Here is a 16954-nt window from a genome sequence, read left to right as displayed (position 1 = left end):
CGGATCCCCCTGTTTATAGACATCATAATTAGGACAAAAGGAGAATTTATGTACAGAAAATTAATTTTTGTGCTCCCTCTGCTTGTGTTTTCCCTGATTTCCGCTTCCGCTGCGGAGATGGAGACAGAGAAGATAAAAGTAACCGCAACCAGAGTTGAAAAGGAGATGCAGGAAGTTCCCTACACGGTCAACGTAATCACAGAAGAAGATATACGTAAGTCCGGCGCAACAAGCCTTGCAGAGCTTTTAAGAGATATACCCTCCGTTCAGATGACAAGCACAGGCGCGGCGGGAATCCAGAGGCTCAGCCTCAGGGGAGAGAGCAGTTCCAGAACGCTGATCATGGTGGACGGAATGAAGATCACCGAGCAGAAGTCCATGGATGGAACGCCCCTTCTGATTGATGTAAACAGTATCGAAAGAATAGAGATAATAAAAGGACCGGGCTCTGTGCTTTACGGTTCTGAAGCCATAGGCGGCGCTATAAATATCATCACCAAAAAAGGGGGCGACAGACCTGTTCAGGGGATGCTGAGCTACACCTACAACACCAACAGCGATTCGTTCAACGCGGCAGCTTCTCTCTACGGCGGAGTGAAAAACTTCTACTACAGGGCAGAAGTTTCCCAAAACGATTTCGGCAAGCGTGAAGATTCCCACGGTGATGAGCTTGACGGCACGGAATATGAAAATACCAATATGAGCCTCCTCGCCGGATACAAAAACAAGAAATTCGATACAGGTGCTCAGTACACTAAATATGAGTCTGAAAGTGATGTTTATGTGGGTGAGATAGAGCCTCCGTTTACAGATATGTTCATGGAACTCCCCGAGTGGAACAGGGAGAAATACGCCGGATGGTTTGAGTACCGCAATCCGGGCAGCTTTCTCAATAAAGCCAGACTGGATGTGTTTACTCAGGAAACGTATAAAAAATTCATAAACAACATGGATATGGTTGTCAGCATGGGACCCATCTCCATGCCCATGTCCTACAGAGGGCTCACAAAAAACACACTGGACACCACAGGGGTTCTCGGTCAGTTTGACTTCGAGCTTACTGATACCAACCTTCTCATAGCCGGTTTTGAGTACAACATAGATGAACTCAACGCCAAAGACAATATACAGACCTTCGGCGCGCCTGCCGCCACTTTGACGGATACGGACGCAAAGCAGACCACAATGTCAGCCTTTATTAATGATGAGCAGGTTCTGGGCAGTTTCATCCTCAGCGCCGGACTTCGCTACACCAAAGTTGAAAACGAGATTGAAAGCACAAACAACGCCAGCATTCCCGATGAGGACACTGACGATGACAACATAGTCGGCAGTGTCTCTGTGGTTTACACGGGGATAAGAAATACGGCTCTGCGTGCGCTGTATTCCAGCGGCTACAGAACACCTAACCTTCAGCAGCTTTACATGGGCACGACTCACGGAAGCAGCACACCGACTTTCTCAAATCCCGATCTTGATCCTGAAACTTCGGACAACTTTGAAGTGGGAGCGAGATTTGCCAACAAAATAATGGATATTGATCTTGCCGTGTTCCATACCAAATCGGAAGACTATATCACAACCGTCATAATACCTTACGGTGCTTCTACAGCGAATATGTTTGCCAACATTGAAAAGGCTCGGACCATAGGCACTGAACTGACGGCGAAAGCTTATGTGGGTAACTTCACCCCCTATGTGAACGGCGCATACATGAGACGCAAATACGAAATGGAAGGGCTCAGTACATATAAAGTCGGTGCCCCTGAGCTTACTTCAAGGTTCGGTCTGCGTCATGATTCTAAATTCGGGAAGAAATTCACTCTGAACACTGATCTGTACGGACGCTATGCCTCAAAAACCGAGAGTGCGGTATCAGACGGCAGTATTGATGTTACCGAATCTTACACCACACTGAACCTCGCTCTGACAGGATCATACGCTTACAAAGACGGCAGAAGAATCATGCTCGGCGTGGAAGCGCTGAATATCAACAATCAGGACTATGAGCTTGCTATGTCGCCGATTCCCGAACCCGGGAGACATTTCATCCTCAAAGTGTCCGCAGATTTTTAAGGTCAGGCATGAAAGTGTTGATCATATACGCAAGCCGCTATGGAACAACGGCGGTTATTGCGGACTGGATAGCCGAAAGGCTTATGTATGAGGGATGGGAGACAAAAAGGGAGGAAGCCGTAAAGGCTCCCTCCTCTTTTTCAGGCTATGATCTTGTGCTGATGGGATCGGGTATTTACGCTAACGGCTTCCTGCCGGAGCTTGAAAGCTTTATAGAGCAGCGCAGCGGTGAGCTGGCGGAGGTAAAAACCGCCTTCTTCGGAGTCGCCATGAAGACGGAAAGCATGCTTGTTAAAGGCAAAACCATGGGCGGAGTGCAGATTTTTGAAAAGTACGCTGCGCTCACCGGAACATGTATCTATGGCGAGATGCTCCACGGAGAGATGGTTTACGCTAAGATGACCGAGGCTGATAAAAAGGGCATGGATTACTTCTACCGCATGGCGGGTTTCAGCGACCTTGAAATAGCGGAAAGAAAGAAACCCAGAAGCCTTATGAACAAGGCGGAGGTCTGGGCATTTGCGGAGAATCTCGCCAAACGGCTTATGAAAAGGTAGAGAAATATGGAAAGCTGGCTCAAATATACAGATGAAGATAAACGCAGGCTGATATTCGGCAGTGAAAGCGCATCCGACCCTGCCAAGGCTTATGATAAAAAGCGCACTGTTCACGCGGGGATCAGGGGAAAAGGAGTCGAGGCTGAGAAAACCATGTCTGTCTGGCAGGGGGAAATGAACGCAAAACCATCCTTTGAGGATGCCTGCGTTTATATCAATATACCTTTCTGCCAGACAAAGTGCACCTACTGCGGCTTTTTCAAAAATCTGTCCGATGCTGCGCTTATTGACGACTACACGGAATCTCTCACCGGAGAGATAAGAAGCGCTAAGGGTTCCCCGCTTTATTCCCACGGAAGGGTGAGGGCGGTCTACATAGGGGGCGGAACCCCCGGAACTCTCTCCGCAAGGCAGATCGAAAGCGTTCTCAGGGCAGTTAATGAGAGCCTGCCTCTTTCCAATGACTGCGAAATAACCTTTGAAACAAGAACCTACCAGTTCGGTGATGACAAAATAAAAGCCTGCGCGGACAACGGAGTAAACCGTTTTTCCCTCGGGGTTCAATCCTTTGACACCAAGGCAAGACGCGCCATCGGCAGAGTGGATTCCGGCGAAAAGGTTATGGAGATGGTGCAGAAGCTTATTTGTCTGAAAGAAGCGAGCGTGTCGCTGGATTTCATCTTCGGTCTGCCTCATCAGTCTGTGGAAACATTCCTCAGTGATATTCAAACGGCGGACTGCCTCGGTGTGGACGGCATGGCGCTGTACCAGCTTAATGTCTTTGAGGGCGGCAAAATGGACGAGGGGATAAAAAGCGGCAGAACAGAGGCAGTGCCCGAAACCGCCAGACAGTACGAATATCACTCAGCCGCACACGAAATGCTCACAGATATGGGGTATTCGCAGCTTTCCATGTCTCACTGGGTCAACGGAACGCTGGACAGAAGCATCTACAACCGCTTCACCAAATCCGGCTGCATTCTCCACGCCTTCGGCGCCGGAGCAGGCGGCAGAACGGAGAATTACGGATACTTCATTCATCCTGCGGTAACTCCTTATAACATGATGAGAGCAAAGGGGATTAAGCCTGTTATAGGACTCTCTGAAAAAAGCCCTATGAGCTGCCTGTATGAGTTCATAAACGGACAGATGGACACAGGAATCCTCCGCTTTGACACGGCGGAAAGGCTGTTCGGAATAGACCTTAAAACAGTTTTCAGACCTCTTACCGATTCATGGGAGAAAAGAGGGCTTGCCTCAGTCGGGGAAAAGACCATGAAGCTGCTCCCTGCGGGGCAGTTCTGGTATGTGAATATGACTCAGGCGCTGCTTGATATTCTGGAAATGATCAACAGCAGGGGGGCTTATGAACCGCCCGTGGATAAAATAGCCGCTCAGGGCTAGGAGGATAATATGCAGACAGAGAAAATCACAGACTACCTTTCCAAAAACAAAAATGTTCCCACGCTTTTTGCCGCAAGGGAGCTAGGCGTATCAGAAAGAGATATTCTGCGCAATATAGAAGATGACGGAATAACAGAGGTAAGCGGAAACTTTTTTGATCAGATTATGAAAGAGATAACCGGCTGGGGAGCGGTCACTGTCATTGTTACCAACGACTCGGCAATAATCGAGATGAAGACGTCTGTTCCGGCGGGTCAGTATGCCAGAGGCTTCTTCAACCTCCATTCGGACGAAAGCCCTCTCGGCGGACATATCTCCTTTGAGGAGATCGAGAGCGCGTTCTTCGTCAGCAGACCATTCATGGGCAAAGAGAGTCATTCTGTTCAGTTCTTTGACAAAAACGGCAAATGCTCGTTTAAGATTTACCTCGGACGGGATGCCTGCGGTAAAGTGCTTGAGTGCCAGAAGGCTGATTTCATAAAGCTTAAAAGGAGGTGCATGGCATGAGGCGTATTTTACTGGTTTTAACTGCTCTCTCCCTGCTTGCGTCATCCGCCTTTGCCTTCACATTCAGGGACGACGCAGGCGACAGCTACACATTTGACAAGGCTCCCGAAAAGGTCGTGGTGCTGAACAGCTCAAATCTTGAACTGTTCATTGCCGCCGGAGGCAAGCCCGCCGCATACGGCGAAAGCGGAACAATGCCAGCTTATCTGGGGGATCATATCAAAAGCATTCCTTCTGTAGGCAAGGTTCAGAGCCCCGATATTGAGCGCATTGTCGCTATGAAGCCGGATCTGGTTATAGGTATGAATTTTCCGTTTCATATATCACTCAAAAGCTCGCTGAAGCAGGCGGGCATACCCTTGGCGGTTTTCGGTGTGCACGACAGGAAAGACCTCGCGGCTAAGATGGAGATATTCGGACAGATAACAGGCAAGCCTGATATGGCTTTCAGAAAGGTTGCCTCCATTAACACCGATATAGAAAAAGCGGTAAAAACAGTCGGCAAACCTTCTAAAAAAATCCTTGTAGTGTACGGAACGCCGGAAAGCTTCAACATGGCGCTTCCTTCCAGCTTCATCGGCGAGATAGCCGAATTTGCCGGAGGAATAAACATAGCGGGAGAGGACATGAAAGGCGGTACGGGTATGTACAGCGGTTTTGTTCCTGTCAGTCTGGAGTATGTGACCATGGCGGATCCGGATATGATCTTCATCATATCCCACGGAAACAAGGCTGCACCCGCGGCGGACGGACAGTTGATGAAGCAGCCTGCATGGAGCGCTCTGCGTGCTGTAAAAAGCGGCAAAGTGATAAGCCTTCCTTTTGATACATACGGAATAAACCCCACTGTGCGTCTGGGTGAGGCTGTGCTTGAGCTTTCCTCGCTGATTTATCCGGAAAAATATAAATGAAATACGGCGCAGAAACAGATCCTGAAAGCGGGAAACGTATACTCACAGGCGCTCTAGGGGCGGGACTGCTGCTCTGCGGGCTGATTGTGAGTGTCGCCAAGGGTTCGGTGGGGATAAGCTTCGGGGAGTTCCTCGCTGTCTTCACCTCCGCCGATGCGAATCAGGGCATATATCAGGTTATAATGAACATCCGCCTTCCCCGCATTCTGGTGGGCGGGCTTGTGGGAATAAATCTGGCTCTTTCCGGAGCCATACTCCAGTCGGTGCTTAAAAACCCGCTGGCTGATCCCGGAATAATAGGCATTTCCGCCGGAGCGGGGCTTGCCGCTATGACGGTGATGATTCTCTTTCCGTCCCAATCCGCTGTAATACCTCCTGCGGCGTTTCTGGGGGCGGTGGGCGCCGCTCTGATAATCTATTTTATTGCTTATGACAGCGGAGCCCACACCCTGCGGCTTGTGCTTGCCGGTGTGGCGCTTTCCGCTTTTCTCGGAGCCTTCATGTCCGGGCTTACCGTGCTTTTCAGCGACAGGGTGCAGGGTACTGTAAACTGGATGGCGGGAGCACTTAACGGAAAAAGCTGGAATCACTTTTACATGGTTCTGCCTTATTCCGTAATCGGGCTCGTCGGCGCTGTTTTCGGGTCAAAATATCTGAACATCCTAGCTCTCGGGGATGATATTGCCCGCGGGCTCGGGCTTAATGTGGAGCGGGCAAAGTTCATGCTTACCATTCTTGCCGCCCTGCTTGCCGCCTCCGCTGTCTCGGCGGTCGGACTGCTGGGTTTTGTGGGGCTTATCATCCCGCATATAACAAGGCTTATCATCGGCTCGGACAACAGATTCCTTATACCTTTCAGCGCTCTTTTCGGCGCAGTGACGGTAATCTTTGCCGATACGGCGGCAAGGACGCTCTTTTCACCCTATGAACTGCCTGTGGGCATACTCATGGCTTTTCTCGGAGCGCCGTTCTTCCTTTATCTGCTCACAAGGGGTGTGAAATGACAGGATGCTTAAGCGTTGAATCCCTCTGTGCAGGCTACGCCAAAAAAGAGGTGCTCAAGGGCATCTCCCTCTGTTTTGAGAAAGGACATATCACCACTGTCATAGGTCCCAACGGCTCAGGTAAATCCACTCTGCTCAAAACAGCGGGCAGGCTGCTCCGTCCTTTTTCCGGTGAGGTTCTTCTGGAAGGAAAATCGATTGCCGGAATGGATGACCGGAGTATAGCGAAAAAGATAGGCATACTGCCGCAGTCGCCGGCAGCGCCAATGGATCTGCCTGTTCACTGTCTGGTGGCGTTCGGGCGTACCCCGCACCACGGTTTCATGAACCGTTTCACCAATGAAGACAGAGACGCTGTTGACTGGGCAATAGAATCCACAGGGCTTGCGGACAAACGCTTCAAGCGCATAGGGCAGCTTTCCGGCGGTGAACGGCAGAGAGCGTGGATCGCTATGTCCCTTGCCCAAAAGCCTGAGATTCTTCTTTTTGACGAACCGACGACATATCTTGACATCCACCATCAGTTTGAGGTACTGGAACTTCTGCGCAGGCTGAATGACGAGCATGGTCTGACAGTGGTTATGGTTCTGCATGATCTCAACTTAGCGGCATCATTCAGCCACAGGATAGTAGCCCTGAAGGATGGAGTGACCGTTGCGGACGGAACGCCGGAGGATGTGCTCAGCGTTGAAAACATCAGCCGTGTATTTAATATCCGCTCCAAGATAATCCGCATAAATGAGGAAGGCATAGAAAAAACCGTTGCTGTGCCGCTGGGAGTAAGGCATTGATTCTTAAGATAGAAAATCTGCATAAATCATACAAAAACGTAAAAGCCGTGGACGGAGTAAGCTTCTATATCAGAAAAGGGGAGATTTTCGGACTCCTCGGTCCTAACGGAGCCGGCAAGACAACCGTCATCAAAATGATCTCCACCCTAGCCAGACCCGATATGGGTACAATCGAAGTTAACGGCTGCGATGTGATAACAAACAGGCGGGGGGTGCGGCAGACGGTTGCCGTTGTCCCGCAGGAAAACAATCTGGAAGGAGAGCTGACCGTTTATGATAATCTGCGCGTCTATGCCGCTCTGCGCAGAGTTTCATGTTCAAAAAGCTCTATTATGGAGCTGATGGAACGCTTCGGAATCAGCGAAAAGAAAAACGAGCTTGTGGACAAGCTCTCCGGCGGGCAGAAGAGAAGGGTGATAATCGCAAGAGTGATGCTGGCTGATCCGGAACTTATTCTTCTCGATGAGCCCACACTGGGGCTTGATCCGTCCATCCGCAGGGAGATTTGGAATCTCATAGCCCAGATAAAAAGCAGGGGCAAATCTATTCTCCTCACAACCCACTACACGGAAGAGGCGGAAAGCCTCTGCGACAGGGTGGCTATAATGTCCGCCGGAAAAATAAGACGCATGGGCACGCCGGAGGAACTTATCAGCGAGACAGGCAGATATGTGCTTGAAACCTGCGGGGAGGACGGATGCCGGATTTTCCGCATAGTCCGCAGCAGGGACGAGCTTGACGCCGCGGTGAGGGAAAACGGAACGGCAGGGTACACCGTCAGGGATGCCCGCCTTGAGGATGTTGTGGTGAGCGAAGGGGGAATAAATGAACACGGTGTATGACTTCGCTTACGGAACATGGGCTGTGTTCCTGCGTGAAATGCTCCTTTTGAAGAATAAACTGAAAAAATTCGGTTTCGTAGTTTACTCTCTTGTGTCGCCTCTTATATTTCTTGCCGCGTTCGGCTTCGGCTTCGGGTCACGTATAAGCTTTGACGGCGTGAGGTACGAATATTTCCTTGTTCAGGGCATTGTCTGCATGACCTCGATGATGAACTCGTACAACCTCGTAATGACCTCTGTCAGCTTCGGCAGGCTGTATACCAAAAGCTTTCAGAACATTATTACCTCTCCGGTTTCTTCGTTGTCGATAATGACGGGGCTCGTTATGTCCGGCATTCTGCGGGGCGTTATGGCTTCCGCGGTGGTTATGTCAGCAGGGTTTCTGTTGTTTGATGTGTTCCCCTTCGGTTTTTATTCAGTAGTTGCTATATTCTTCAATCTGCTGTTTTTCTCTTCCCTCGGAGTTATGATCGGTCTGTATCTTAAGGATATGGAATCCAATGCCATGATAATGAATTTCTTTATAATGCCGATGAACTTCTTCTCAGGCACGTTTTACCCCGTGGACAATCTGCCTCCATTGCTTAACAAGCTCGTCTACATCTTTCCGCTCACTCATACAAACATTATTATACGTGCCGTAAATATTGATTCTGCTGTTTTCATATCATTAATAACTCTGATCATTCTTACGATTGCCGCCTTTCTGTGCGGTGTACTGATGCTTAAACGTTATTCTGAGTAAATTAATTTTTCAGACAATATCCGAAAATTATTGACAACTTTCAACAGTAGAGTTAGAAGATTAAAACTTTAATTGATCATACTAATAAACTGTCATGCTTTTCAGATTATATGTCAATGGAGGGGGTTAAATTTGATGAAGGACGAATCTGCCGTGAAACAGGCACAGAATGATAAAGAATACAGATGCCCGAATTGCAGCAAACTTCTGATGAAAGGGGATGTTAACCTCGTTCAGATAAAATGCCCCCGCTGCAAGAATATTGTCACCTTCAAGAGATAAGTTCAGTAAAGATCAAAAAGAGCTGTATATTTATTCCGTGCAATAAGCTAGTATTCCCCTTGTTTCCCTAGGGGAGGGTCTATGACCGCGGATGACGATTATTTAAACTTCTATATTGAATCAGCTAAAAAAGAATACGGAAATAAGTATGATTCCCTCCGTTTTCTCACACCGGAAGAGGCAGTTTCAGCCGTTTTACAAAGAAAAGAGCTTCTTGATAGCCTGAAGAATAAAATCAAATGGGACTACTCCGGAACAAAGGCGGACTGTGAAAACCTTTCCCCCGGCTGCCGCCTCTGCGGAAGCGGCGAGTGGTCGTGCCTTTTTATCAACAACAAATGCAACTGTGCCTGTTTCTATTGTCCCGCGTCTCAGGATGAGAAAGGGGTTCCAGCCACGAATACCGTTACCTTTCCCGCGCCGGAGGAATACGCCGCATATCTGAAAAAGTTCGGCTTCAAGGGGGCAAGCATCAGCGGTGGTGAGCCCCTGCTCACCCCTAAGCTCACTCTGGCATTTATACGGGCAATCAAGAAGGCACTCGGCGGCAGCATCTATCTCTGGATGTACACAAACGGCACGTTGGCGGATGATGAAATACTCACTCAGTTAAGGGATGCGGGGCTTGATGAGATACGCTTCGATATTGGGGCAACATCATACAAACTGGATAATCTCAAACGTGCCTGCGGGGTGATACCCACTGTCACCGTGGAGATTCCTGCCGTTCCTGAGGAAAAGGAGCTTTTGCGGAAACTTATGCCGGAGCTTGCGGACTGCGGTGTGAAGCACCTTAATCTTCACCAGCTGAGGCTTACTCCGTATAACTTTGAAAAGCTCATTAAGAGAAATTACACATACATCCACGGCGAAAGGGTGACTGTTCTGGAATCTGAACTGACTGCGCTGGAGCTTATCAAATACGGCAAGGACAATAATATCAGCCTGCCCGTCAATTACTGCTCATTCGTTTATAAAAACCGCTTTCAGGCAGTCGGCGCACGCAGACGCAACGCCGCATTCATCATGAAGGATTATGAAGCACTCACCGGAAACGGGCACATCAGGACTGTGAGCATCAAGGGTGACAGGGCAGGGGAAATTGCCGCACCGTTCACGGACGGCAGACTGTTTATGCTGAACGGCAGCGAGCTTTTTGTCCACTCTTCACTCCTTGCAGGGCTTGATTTGTCCGGTCTGCAAATGACAGTACGTTATTCCGCCGCCCGTCAGCTCGGCTCCGTGAGCTACCATAACCCGTTTATGGAGGTGAAGGTGACAAAGAGCAAGAAGATAACTGTGGAGCGTTACCGCACGGGTGGTGATATTATCCTTGAGGCTGATGAGGCTGCATGCTTTGCCGGAACCGGAGTGATGCCCGTCAGGCTCGCCGCATATGAACAGATAAATGAAGGCTTACAGGAGTATGTATAAACATTATCATTTTATCGGCAGAACAAGGCGGAAGCCAGTATCTATTGATGAAATTATTGGGTTGAGAGGCGTTCTGATTTCGACACCATGCGGTTTTGAATAAGAACAGTCTTCATCTCTTACTACTCTCCAGAAACCCTTACCCAGATAAACGGGATTATTTTTTGTGTGCTTAGCCTCACTATAGTATGCAAAAACATCCAGAGTCCATTCCATTACGTTACAAGTCATATCATAAAGACCGAAGCCGTTTGGTTTCTTTTGTCCGACTTTGTGTGTCTTTGCGTTTTGCCTTTCATTATACACAGCTATTTCGTCAGGGTTGTCAGAACCTGCATATTTATAGTTTTCTCCGCCTCTAGCGGCATATTCCCATTCGGCTTCTGTCGGCAGGCGATAATTCTTCTTGCTCAATTCATTCAGCTTCTTGATATAATCCTGAACATCATACCATGAGACTGATTCAACAGGGCAGTCAGGCCCGCAGGCTTTATAATACGAAGGGTTATTTCCCATTATTTTTTCCCACTGTTTTTGGGTTGTTTCGTATTTACTGATATAAAAGCTGTCTACACATACCTCATGAATAGGTTCACTATCGCTCATGCTTGTACCACCCATCATATAGCATCCGCCTTTTACAAATACAAACTCTATGCCCGAAGCCTTATCTTTGAAAGAGTTGGGATTTTCAGCCAGTGCTATAGCTGGGATGAATAATATTATTAATAACAGTTTTTTCATGTCTTCACCCTAATTCAGTACATAGATGTATATTTTATGTCTTCTCTTATTGCATCAGGAAAACGCATATCCTTGACTGATTTTGATATAAGTATATCACCGAGGTAGAAAATCTCTGCTTCATACCCCGATGGCTTCTTTTGTCCCCCTTTTATGATAAGTCTAATTTTTATTTCATCAGGAATAATAAGTTCAGCTTCATTGGGCTCTGCCAGATCCATATAAGTTGACAAGGCAGGTGAACAATCTTCGCCGTTCATGATAATCTTAATAGAGCTGATAATTATTTTAGGCTTTTTCCCGTCTTTTTTTGTGCCCCATGCATTTTCCGTACCGTAAGGGTTTTCTTTTGGGTTATTAACAGCAGTTATTTCGACCCTTATTTCATCACCCTTGGTTGTTTTGCCCTCCAAAACTGTAGTACCGATTTTTATAGGGGCTGCGAAGGAACCTGTGAATGTGGTGAAGACAAACATTAATATTAATGCCGAATGATTTATAAGCTTCATTTTATCGGCAGAACAAGGCGGAAACTGCGAGTATACCATCTTGAATGTGGTGAATCGTCAAATCTATATGCAATCCCAACTAATAGCCTTGAAAAACAATCCTGATCTCTGACAACACGTCCAAAGCCTTTACCCAGATAGACGGGGTTATTGAGCTGATGTTTGGCATTTTCATAGGTTTCAAAGACATCAAGAACCCATTCTTCGGCGTTGCCAGTCATATCGTAAAGTCCAAAATCATTTGGTTTTTTTTGCCCGACTTTTTGAATACTTCCATCGTAGCTTATATTATACACAGCTATTTCATCAGGGTTGTCAGAACCGGCGTATTTATAATTTTCTCCTCCTTTGGCAGCATATTCCCACTCGGCTTCTGTCGGCAGGCGATAATTCTTCTTGCTCAATTCATTCAGCTTTTTGATGTAATCCTGAATATCGTACCATGAAATATTTTCTATAGGACACTTTAGTCCACAATTTTTAAAATATGCGGGATTATTTCCGGTAATATTCTTCCATTGTTCCTGCGTGGTCTCATATTTACTTATATAAAAGCTGTCTACACAAACCTTATGAACGGGTTCGCTGTAGCTCATGCTTGTATCGCCCATCATATAGCATCCGCCTTTTACAAATACAAACTCTATGCCCGAAGCCTTGTCTGTAAAAGATTTGGGATTTTCAGCCATAGCATCGTATGGTATTAAAAGTAAAATTATTAAAAGGAACAATCTTTTCATGATGAACTCCAAATGATTTTAGTACATTGATTTATACATGGTATCTTCCCGTATGTTATTAGGGAAGCGCGTGTGCCTAACAGACTTTGAAACCAGTATATCTCCGAGGTATAGTATTTCGGCTATATATCCTGTATCTTCTTCGTGTATACCGCCCTGTATTATTATTCGTATTGTTTGTTCATCTTGGATATTAAGTTTTATTTCTTTTGGCTCTGTAAGATCCATATAGGTTGACATAGGAATGTACTGCTGCTCATCATTCATGATAATCTTCATTGAACTGATAATAATTCTTGGTTTTACACTCCCTTTATGAGTGCCCCATGCATTTTCCGTACTGTATGGGCTTTCTTTAGGGTTATTAACAGTAGTTACTTCAACCCTTATTTCATCACCCTTGGTTGTTTTGCCCTCCAAAACTGTAGTACCGATTTTTATAGGTGCTGCGAAGGAACCTGTGAATGTGATGAAGACAAACATTAATATTAATGCCAAATAATTTATAAGCTTCATTTTATCGGCAGAACAAGGCGGAAGCCTCTGGTGTATGATTTAAATATTGGTGTGCCTCCTATGCGATATGTAATACCGGAAGGTTGACCGTAATAGCAATTCTGATCTCTGACAACACGCTCAAAACCCTTACCCAGATAAACGGGGTTATTTTTTGTGTGCTTAGCCTCACTATAGTCAGTGTAAACATCCAGAGTCCATTCTTCAACGTTACAAGTCATATCATAAAGACCAAAGCCGTTTGGTTTCTTTTGTCCGACTTTGTGTGTCTTTGCGTTTTGCCTTTCATTATACACGGCTATTTCGTCAGGGTTGTCAGAACCTGCATATTTATAGTTTTCTCCGCCTCTGGCGGCATATTCCCATTCGGCTTCTGTAGGCAGGCGATAGTTCTTCTTGCTCAATCCATTCAGCTTCTTGATATAATCCTGAACATCATACCATGAGACTGATTCAACAGGGCAGTCAGGCCCGCAGGCTTTATAATACGAAGGGTTATTTCCCATTATTTTTTCCCACTGTTTTTGGGTTGTTTCGTATTTACTGATATAAAAGCTGTCTACACATACCTCATGAACGGGTTCGCTGTAGCTCATGCTTGTACCACCCATCATATAGCATCCGCCTTTTACAAATATAAATTCTATATCTGAGGTTTTATCTCTGAAAGAACCGGACTGCGCAGCAATTGCAACAATTGGAAAAAAAAGAGTTATTAGAAGTATTTTGTTTATCATTTTTCCTCTCCCGAACTCAGTACATCAGTGAATATTTTATATCTTCACGTATGTTTTTTGGGTACTGTGTATTGTAAACGGATTTGGATATTAAGATATTTCCTAAATGAAGTATTTCGGCTATGTATCCTGTATATTTTTCGTGTACACCGCCTTTGATGATTAACCGTCCTGTATATTTTTCGTGTACACCGCCTTTGATGATTAACCGTATGGTTTGCTCATCTGGAATAATAAGCTGAGCTTCTTTGGGCTCAGTTAGATCCATATATATGGATACAGGAACACGTTCAGATTCATCATTCATGATAATCTTAATAGAGCTAATAATTATTTTAGGCTTTGTTCCGTCTTTTTCAGTACCCCATGCGTCTTCAATGCTGTAGGGATTGGATTTTGGGTTATTAACAGCAGTTATTTCGACCCTTATTTCATCACCCTTGGTTGTTTTGCCCTCCAAAACTGTAGTACCGATTTTTATAGGGGCTCCAAGTAATATTTGAGTCTGAAACAGCAATAGCACAATTAACAATACTTTATTAAACATTATTTAACTACCTCCAAATACTGTATTTTTGAAGCCAAAATTTTTTTCCGAGTTGTTAAATCGAGTATGGTGCATCCTTGGGAAGCAGTCCTGTCAGGCTCAGGTTTTCCTCCATGTATTCGAAAAGAATCCCTTTTTGAGTCAACTTTAATTTTTTCTAAAAGGATATTATAAGTAGCTATATCAGAGTTATGCCCAGTAATTTCGTATATTCCTTTTGGAAGTGGTCCAACGAAAGGAACTTGTTCCATTGCGGGGTTATTCAGTCCTCTATTGATTCCAGCATAACCGAATCCTTTCAACTTTTCTGCCCCATCTTTCATTTCAGAGAATGCACCAGTGCTCTGCCATAATCTATTCTGATTGGATAAAAGCCAATCATTGAGCTTGAGGTTGAAGATGTTCTGTATAATCTGTTTTCATCGACTCCATATTCATAATTAATACTGTTACCGATTAGATCAGACTCTTTGCTTACAGCCCATACTCTTACAGTGCCTTCACGGTTGTCTCCATTATCAAATTCAGTGAAGATTTTTGAATTATTATTTCTGCCATATTCAATTATTTTCCCGTCTTTGGTTTTAACTTCAAACCAATCAGGTCCGTTTCCGGATATACCGTAAGATGTTATTTGTGAAAAAGTGTCTATTTCTGTTCTGTACTCTGTCCCACTTTGACCGTCAGTTCCTCTTACTGCAATGAGTCTGACTCCGTCAAGACAAAAGCGATCATTAAAATCATAATTAATAGTTCCTCTTATATTGTCTTGCTCAATGGTTGACGGGCAGCGTTGTATTGTTGAGAATCCATTGATAGTCCAGCCTGCCCCCATTATTCCATTGCTATAGTGTGAGTTATATTCGAGTGAGATAGATGGTTGAAGATTGTTTGTACCTTTTGGAACTGTTAGATCTACATGATACAACGCTGAACCGGTTTGCCCAACAGTGAAGTTTCCTTGAGTTTCCCCGATAATATCTGCAAAAGCGAAAGACGAGAAAGTAATTATGGAGAGTATGGTTTTTAGGAAAATGCTCATAGGTAACCCTCTTTAATAATATTCGATATTAATACGAGACTGAGAAGATGTAAACTTATTTTACATGATGACAAGATGACAGCATTTGAATTAAAAAAATTTGTTTTGCTAAATAAGATTTAATAAAATAAGGCGTGCCCGTTTGAGCACGCCTGTCTGATTTTTGTTATTCGCTGCCGAGTTTCGCGAAGTAGTCCTTGGTTTCCTTGACCACCACAGGGGTAAGCCCGAGAAGACCGATAAGGTTGGGAACTGCCATCAGTCCGTTGAAAACGTCCGAAAGAAGCCACACAACATCAAGCTTTGATATTGCGCCCACGCCGACAAACACTATAAACACGTATCTGTAAACAGGTATGGACTTAAGCCCGAAGAGATATTCCATCGACCTTTCGCCGTAGTAGCACCAGCCGAGGATGGTTGAGTAAGCAAAAAGCGCAAGGCTAATAGCCACTATCACCGCACCGCCGGAGAATCCTGTGGAGAAAGCGAATGTGGTGAGGTCAGCGCCGTTTCTGCCGCTTGCCCATGTATCTGTCACTATAAGGACAAGACCAGTCATGGTGCAGACTACTATTGTGTCGATAAAAGTCTGTGTCATTGAGACCAGAGCCTGAGTAACGGGGTGTTTTGTCTGCGCCGCTGCTGCCGCTATCGGCGAGCTGCCGAGACCTGATTCATTTGAGAAAACGCCTCTTGCGACACCCATTCTGATAGCGAGCATAACGCCTGCGCCTGCGAACCCGCCTGTGGCGGCTGTGGGGGTGAAGGCTTTCTCAAATATAAGGGCGAAAGCTCCGGGAACATGACCGGCATACATAATAAGAATAGCTATCGAGCTTATTACGTAGAAGACGATCATAACGGGAACAAGCACGCTTGTTACCCTGCCTATGCTTTTGATTCCGCCGAGAACGACAAGCGCCGTGATAAACATCAGCGTTATTCCCGTGTAGTGCGCGGGTATGCCGAAGGTGCTTCTCATGGCGTCAGCGACAGAGTTTGACTGAACCATATTGCCGATTCCGAATGAAGCCACAACTGCAAATATCGCGAAAAGCATACCGAGTTTTTTCCAGCCCAGACCGTTTGAAATATAATACATAGGTCCGCCGCTCATTGAGCCGTCGGCTTTCTGAACACGGTATTTAACGGCGAGTACGGCTTCGGCGTATTTGGTTGCCATGCCCACAAGACCGGTTACCCACATCCAGAACATAGCGCCGGGACCGCCTATTGCTATGGCTGTGGCAACGCCTGCTATGTTGCCCGTTCCCACTGTGGCGGAAAGAGCTGTCATGAGCGCCTGAAAGTGTGTGATGTCGCCGGGATGATCGTCTGTCTCTTTCTTTTTGATAAGAGCGAGCCAGAGTGAATAGAAAAGCTTGGTGAACTGAAGGAACCTGAGATTGATTGTAAGCCAGATTCCCGTGCCCACTAGTAAGACCAGAAGAGGCGGACCCCATACTATGTTGCCCACTGTGTTAAGAAGGTTTTGAAATTGCTCCACTGTTTACCCCCAATAAAGTTGTAAGGTGAGATAATACAATGTAATTTCATTATTTT

20 protein-coding genes are annotated in these 16954 nt (G+C 46.0%); 11 read left to right on the top strand and 9 right to left on the bottom strand.

The genetic code is table 11. The annotated features are described in order from the left end of the window. Window positions 1–48 precede the first annotated feature (48 nt). From EP073_RS08445 to EP073_RS08395, 11 genes are all read left to right on the top strand, one after another. Window positions 49–2076, top strand: coding sequence for a TonB-dependent receptor plug domain-containing protein (locus tag EP073_RS08445; RefSeq protein ID WP_128466713.1), 2028 nt, complete (start codon window positions 49–51; stop codon window positions 2074–2076). A gap of 8 nt (window positions 2077–2084) precedes the next feature. After that, window positions 2085–2633 (top strand): flavodoxin domain-containing protein, encoded by a 549-nt coding sequence (locus EP073_RS08440; RefSeq protein WP_128466712.1) that lies wholly within the window; start codon window positions 2085–2087, stop codon window positions 2631–2633. A gap of 6 nt (window positions 2634–2639) precedes the next feature. Continuing rightward, complete coding sequence (gene hutW / locus EP073_RS08435; RefSeq protein ID WP_128466711.1) at window positions 2640–4037, top strand: heme anaerobic degradation radical SAM methyltransferase ChuW/HutW; 1398 nt, start codon at window positions 2640–2642, stop codon at window positions 4035–4037. A 9-nt stretch (window positions 4038–4046) separates the two neighbouring features. Next, window positions 4047–4544 (top strand): heme utilization cystosolic carrier protein HutX, encoded by a 498-nt coding sequence (hutX, locus tag EP073_RS08430; protein ID WP_128466710.1) that lies wholly within the window; start codon window positions 4047–4049, stop codon window positions 4542–4544. Next, window positions 4541–5455, top strand: coding sequence for an ABC transporter substrate-binding protein (locus EP073_RS08425; RefSeq protein WP_128466709.1), 915 nt, complete (start codon window positions 4541–4543; stop codon window positions 5453–5455). The genes hutX and EP073_RS08425 overlap by 4 nt, the downstream gene beginning before the upstream one ends. Further along, a complete protein-coding gene (locus EP073_RS08420) occupies window positions 5452–6459 on the top strand; it encodes a FecCD family ABC transporter permease (protein WP_128466708.1) in 1008 nt (335 codons plus the stop codon). Before EP073_RS08425 ends, EP073_RS08420 begins: the two co-directional genes overlap by 4 nt. Further along, the gene (locus EP073_RS08415; protein WP_128466707.1) at window positions 6456–7250 is read left to right on the top strand and encodes an ABC transporter ATP-binding protein; all 795 of its coding nucleotides are present in this window, start codon (window positions 6456–6458) and stop codon (window positions 7248–7250) included. The genes EP073_RS08420 and EP073_RS08415 overlap by 4 nt, the downstream gene beginning before the upstream one ends. Beyond that, window positions 7247–8092 carry an ABC transporter ATP-binding protein gene (locus EP073_RS08410; protein ID WP_128466706.1) on the top strand — a complete coding sequence of 282 codons (846 nt, stop codon included), beginning with the start codon at window positions 7247–7249 and terminating at the stop codon, window positions 8090–8092. The genes EP073_RS08415 and EP073_RS08410 overlap by 4 nt, the downstream gene beginning before the upstream one ends. Continuing rightward, window positions 8076–8837: an ABC transporter permease gene (locus EP073_RS08405; RefSeq protein ID WP_128466705.1), complete on the top strand. Its 762-nt coding sequence runs from the start codon at window positions 8076–8078 to the stop codon at window positions 8835–8837. The genes EP073_RS08410 and EP073_RS08405 overlap by 17 nt, the downstream gene beginning before the upstream one ends. A 135-nt stretch (window positions 8838–8972) precedes the next feature. Further along, complete coding sequence (locus tag EP073_RS08400) at window positions 8973–9119, top strand: Com family DNA-binding transcriptional regulator (protein ID WP_241654076.1); 147 nt, start codon at window positions 8973–8975, stop codon at window positions 9117–9119. An 81-nt stretch (window positions 9120–9200) separates the two neighbouring features. Next, window positions 9201–10553, top strand: coding sequence for a radical SAM protein (locus tag EP073_RS08395; protein WP_128466704.1), 1353 nt, complete (start codon window positions 9201–9203; stop codon window positions 10551–10553). Window positions 10554–10559: 6 nt separating this feature from the next. On the opposite strand, the gene EP073_RS08390 is transcribed toward EP073_RS08395, so the two are convergent. The 9 genes from EP073_RS08390 to EP073_RS08350 all read right to left on the bottom strand — a co-directional run bounded on the left by EP073_RS08390 (window position 10560) and on the right by EP073_RS08350 (window position 16898). Further along, on the bottom strand, window positions 10560–11297 hold the full coding sequence (locus EP073_RS08390) for a formylglycine-generating enzyme family protein (protein WP_128466703.1): 738 nt from the start codon (window positions 11295–11297) through the stop codon (window positions 10560–10562). Window positions 11298–11311: 14 nt separating this feature from the next. Next, window positions 11312–11806, bottom strand: coding sequence for a hypothetical protein (locus EP073_RS08385; RefSeq protein ID WP_128466702.1), 495 nt, complete (start codon window positions 11804–11806; stop codon window positions 11312–11314). Beyond that, window positions 11803–12546, bottom strand: a complete 744-nt coding sequence (locus EP073_RS08380; RefSeq protein WP_128466701.1) for a formylglycine-generating enzyme family protein — start codon at window positions 12544–12546, stop codon at window positions 11803–11805. Before EP073_RS08380 ends, EP073_RS08385 begins: the two co-directional genes overlap by 4 nt. An 18-nt stretch (window positions 12547–12564) precedes the next feature. Next, window positions 12565–13062 carry a hypothetical protein gene (locus EP073_RS08375; RefSeq protein WP_128466700.1) on the bottom strand — a complete coding sequence of 166 codons (498 nt, stop codon included), beginning with the start codon at window positions 13060–13062 and terminating at the stop codon, window positions 12565–12567. Further along, window positions 13059–13799: a formylglycine-generating enzyme family protein gene (locus tag EP073_RS08370; RefSeq protein ID WP_128466699.1), complete on the bottom strand. Its 741-nt coding sequence runs from the start codon at window positions 13797–13799 to the stop codon at window positions 13059–13061. Before EP073_RS08370 ends, EP073_RS08375 begins: the two co-directional genes overlap by 4 nt. Window positions 13800–13815: 16 nt before the next feature. After that, window positions 13816–14346, bottom strand: a complete 531-nt coding sequence (locus EP073_RS08365; RefSeq protein ID WP_128466698.1) for a hypothetical protein — start codon at window positions 14344–14346, stop codon at window positions 13816–13818. Then, on the bottom strand, window positions 14346–14669 hold the full coding sequence (locus EP073_RS08360) for a tlde1 domain-containing protein (RefSeq protein WP_128466697.1): 324 nt from the start codon (window positions 14667–14669) through the stop codon (window positions 14346–14348). The genes EP073_RS08365 and EP073_RS08360 overlap by 1 nt, the downstream gene beginning before the upstream one ends. Beyond that, window positions 14666–15388, bottom strand: coding sequence for a SpvB/TcaC N-terminal domain-containing protein (locus EP073_RS08355; RefSeq protein ID WP_128466696.1), 723 nt, complete (start codon window positions 15386–15388; stop codon window positions 14666–14668). Before EP073_RS08355 ends, EP073_RS08360 begins: the two co-directional genes overlap by 4 nt. Before the next feature lie 166 nt (window positions 15389–15554). Further along, on the bottom strand, window positions 15555–16898 hold the full coding sequence (locus tag EP073_RS08350) for an alanine/glycine:cation symporter family protein (protein ID WP_128466695.1): 1344 nt from the start codon (window positions 16896–16898) through the stop codon (window positions 15555–15557). Window positions 16899–16954: the final 56 nt, after the last annotated feature.

Source organism: Geovibrio thiophilus, assembly GCF_004087915.1.
GTDB classification, from domain to species: Bacteria; Chrysiogenota; Deferribacteres; order Deferribacterales; family Geovibrionaceae; genus Geovibrio; species Geovibrio thiophilus.
This window is presented reverse-complemented; position numbering and strand designations above follow the sequence as displayed.

Excerpts from the sequence above, each read along its gene's own strand:
- EP073_RS08445 (WP_128466713.1), top strand. The coding sequence starts at position 49 with ATGTACAGAAAATTAATTTTTGTGCTCCCTCTGCTTGTGTTTTCCCTG.
- EP073_RS08440 (WP_128466712.1), top strand. The coding sequence starts at position 2,085 with ATGAAAGTGTTGATCATATACGCAAGCCGCTATGGAACAACGGCGGTT.
- hutW (WP_128466711.1), top strand. The coding sequence starts at position 2,640 with ATGGAAAGCTGGCTCAAATATACAGATGAAGATAAACGCAGGCTGATA.
- hutX (WP_128466710.1), top strand. The coding sequence starts at position 4,047 with ATGCAGACAGAGAAAATCACAGACTACCTTTCCAAAAACAAAAATGTT.
- EP073_RS08425 (WP_128466709.1), top strand. The coding sequence starts at position 4,541 with ATGAGGCGTATTTTACTGGTTTTAACTGCTCTCTCCCTGCTTGCGTCA.
- EP073_RS08420 (WP_128466708.1), top strand. The coding sequence starts at position 5,452 with ATGAAATACGGCGCAGAAACAGATCCTGAAAGCGGGAAACGTATACTC.
- EP073_RS08415 (WP_128466707.1), top strand. The coding sequence starts at position 6,456 with ATGACAGGATGCTTAAGCGTTGAATCCCTCTGTGCAGGCTACGCCAAA.
- EP073_RS08405 (WP_128466705.1), top strand. The coding sequence starts at position 8,076 with ATGAACACGGTGTATGACTTCGCTTACGGAACATGGGCTGTGTTCCTG.
- EP073_RS08400 (WP_241654076.1), top strand. The coding sequence starts at position 8,973 with ATGAAGGACGAATCTGCCGTGAAACAGGCACAGAATGATAAAGAATAC.
- EP073_RS08395 (WP_128466704.1), top strand. The coding sequence starts at position 9,201 with ATGACCGCGGATGACGATTATTTAAACTTCTATATTGAATCAGCTAAA.
- EP073_RS08390 (WP_128466703.1), bottom strand. The coding sequence starts at position 11,297 with ATGAAAAAACTGTTATTAATAATATTATTCATCCCAGCTATAGCACTG.
- EP073_RS08385 (WP_128466702.1), bottom strand. The coding sequence starts at position 11,806 with ATGAAGCTTATAAATCATTCGGCATTAATATTAATGTTTGTCTTCACC.
- EP073_RS08380 (WP_128466701.1), bottom strand. The coding sequence starts at position 12,546 with ATGAAAAGATTGTTCCTTTTAATAATTTTACTTTTAATACCATACGAT.
- EP073_RS08375 (WP_128466700.1), bottom strand. The coding sequence starts at position 13,062 with ATGAAGCTTATAAATTATTTGGCATTAATATTAATGTTTGTCTTCATC.
- EP073_RS08370 (WP_128466699.1), bottom strand. The coding sequence starts at position 13,799 with ATGATAAACAAAATACTTCTAATAACTCTTTTTTTTCCAATTGTTGCA.
- EP073_RS08365 (WP_128466698.1), bottom strand. The coding sequence starts at position 14,346 with ATGTTTAATAAAGTATTGTTAATTGTGCTATTGCTGTTTCAGACTCAA.
- EP073_RS08360 (WP_128466697.1), bottom strand. The coding sequence starts at position 14,669 with ATGAAAGATGGGGCAGAAAAGTTGAAAGGATTCGGTTATGCTGGAATC.
- EP073_RS08355 (WP_128466696.1), bottom strand. The coding sequence starts at position 15,388 with ATGAGCATTTTCCTAAAAACCATACTCTCCATAATTACTTTCTCGTCT.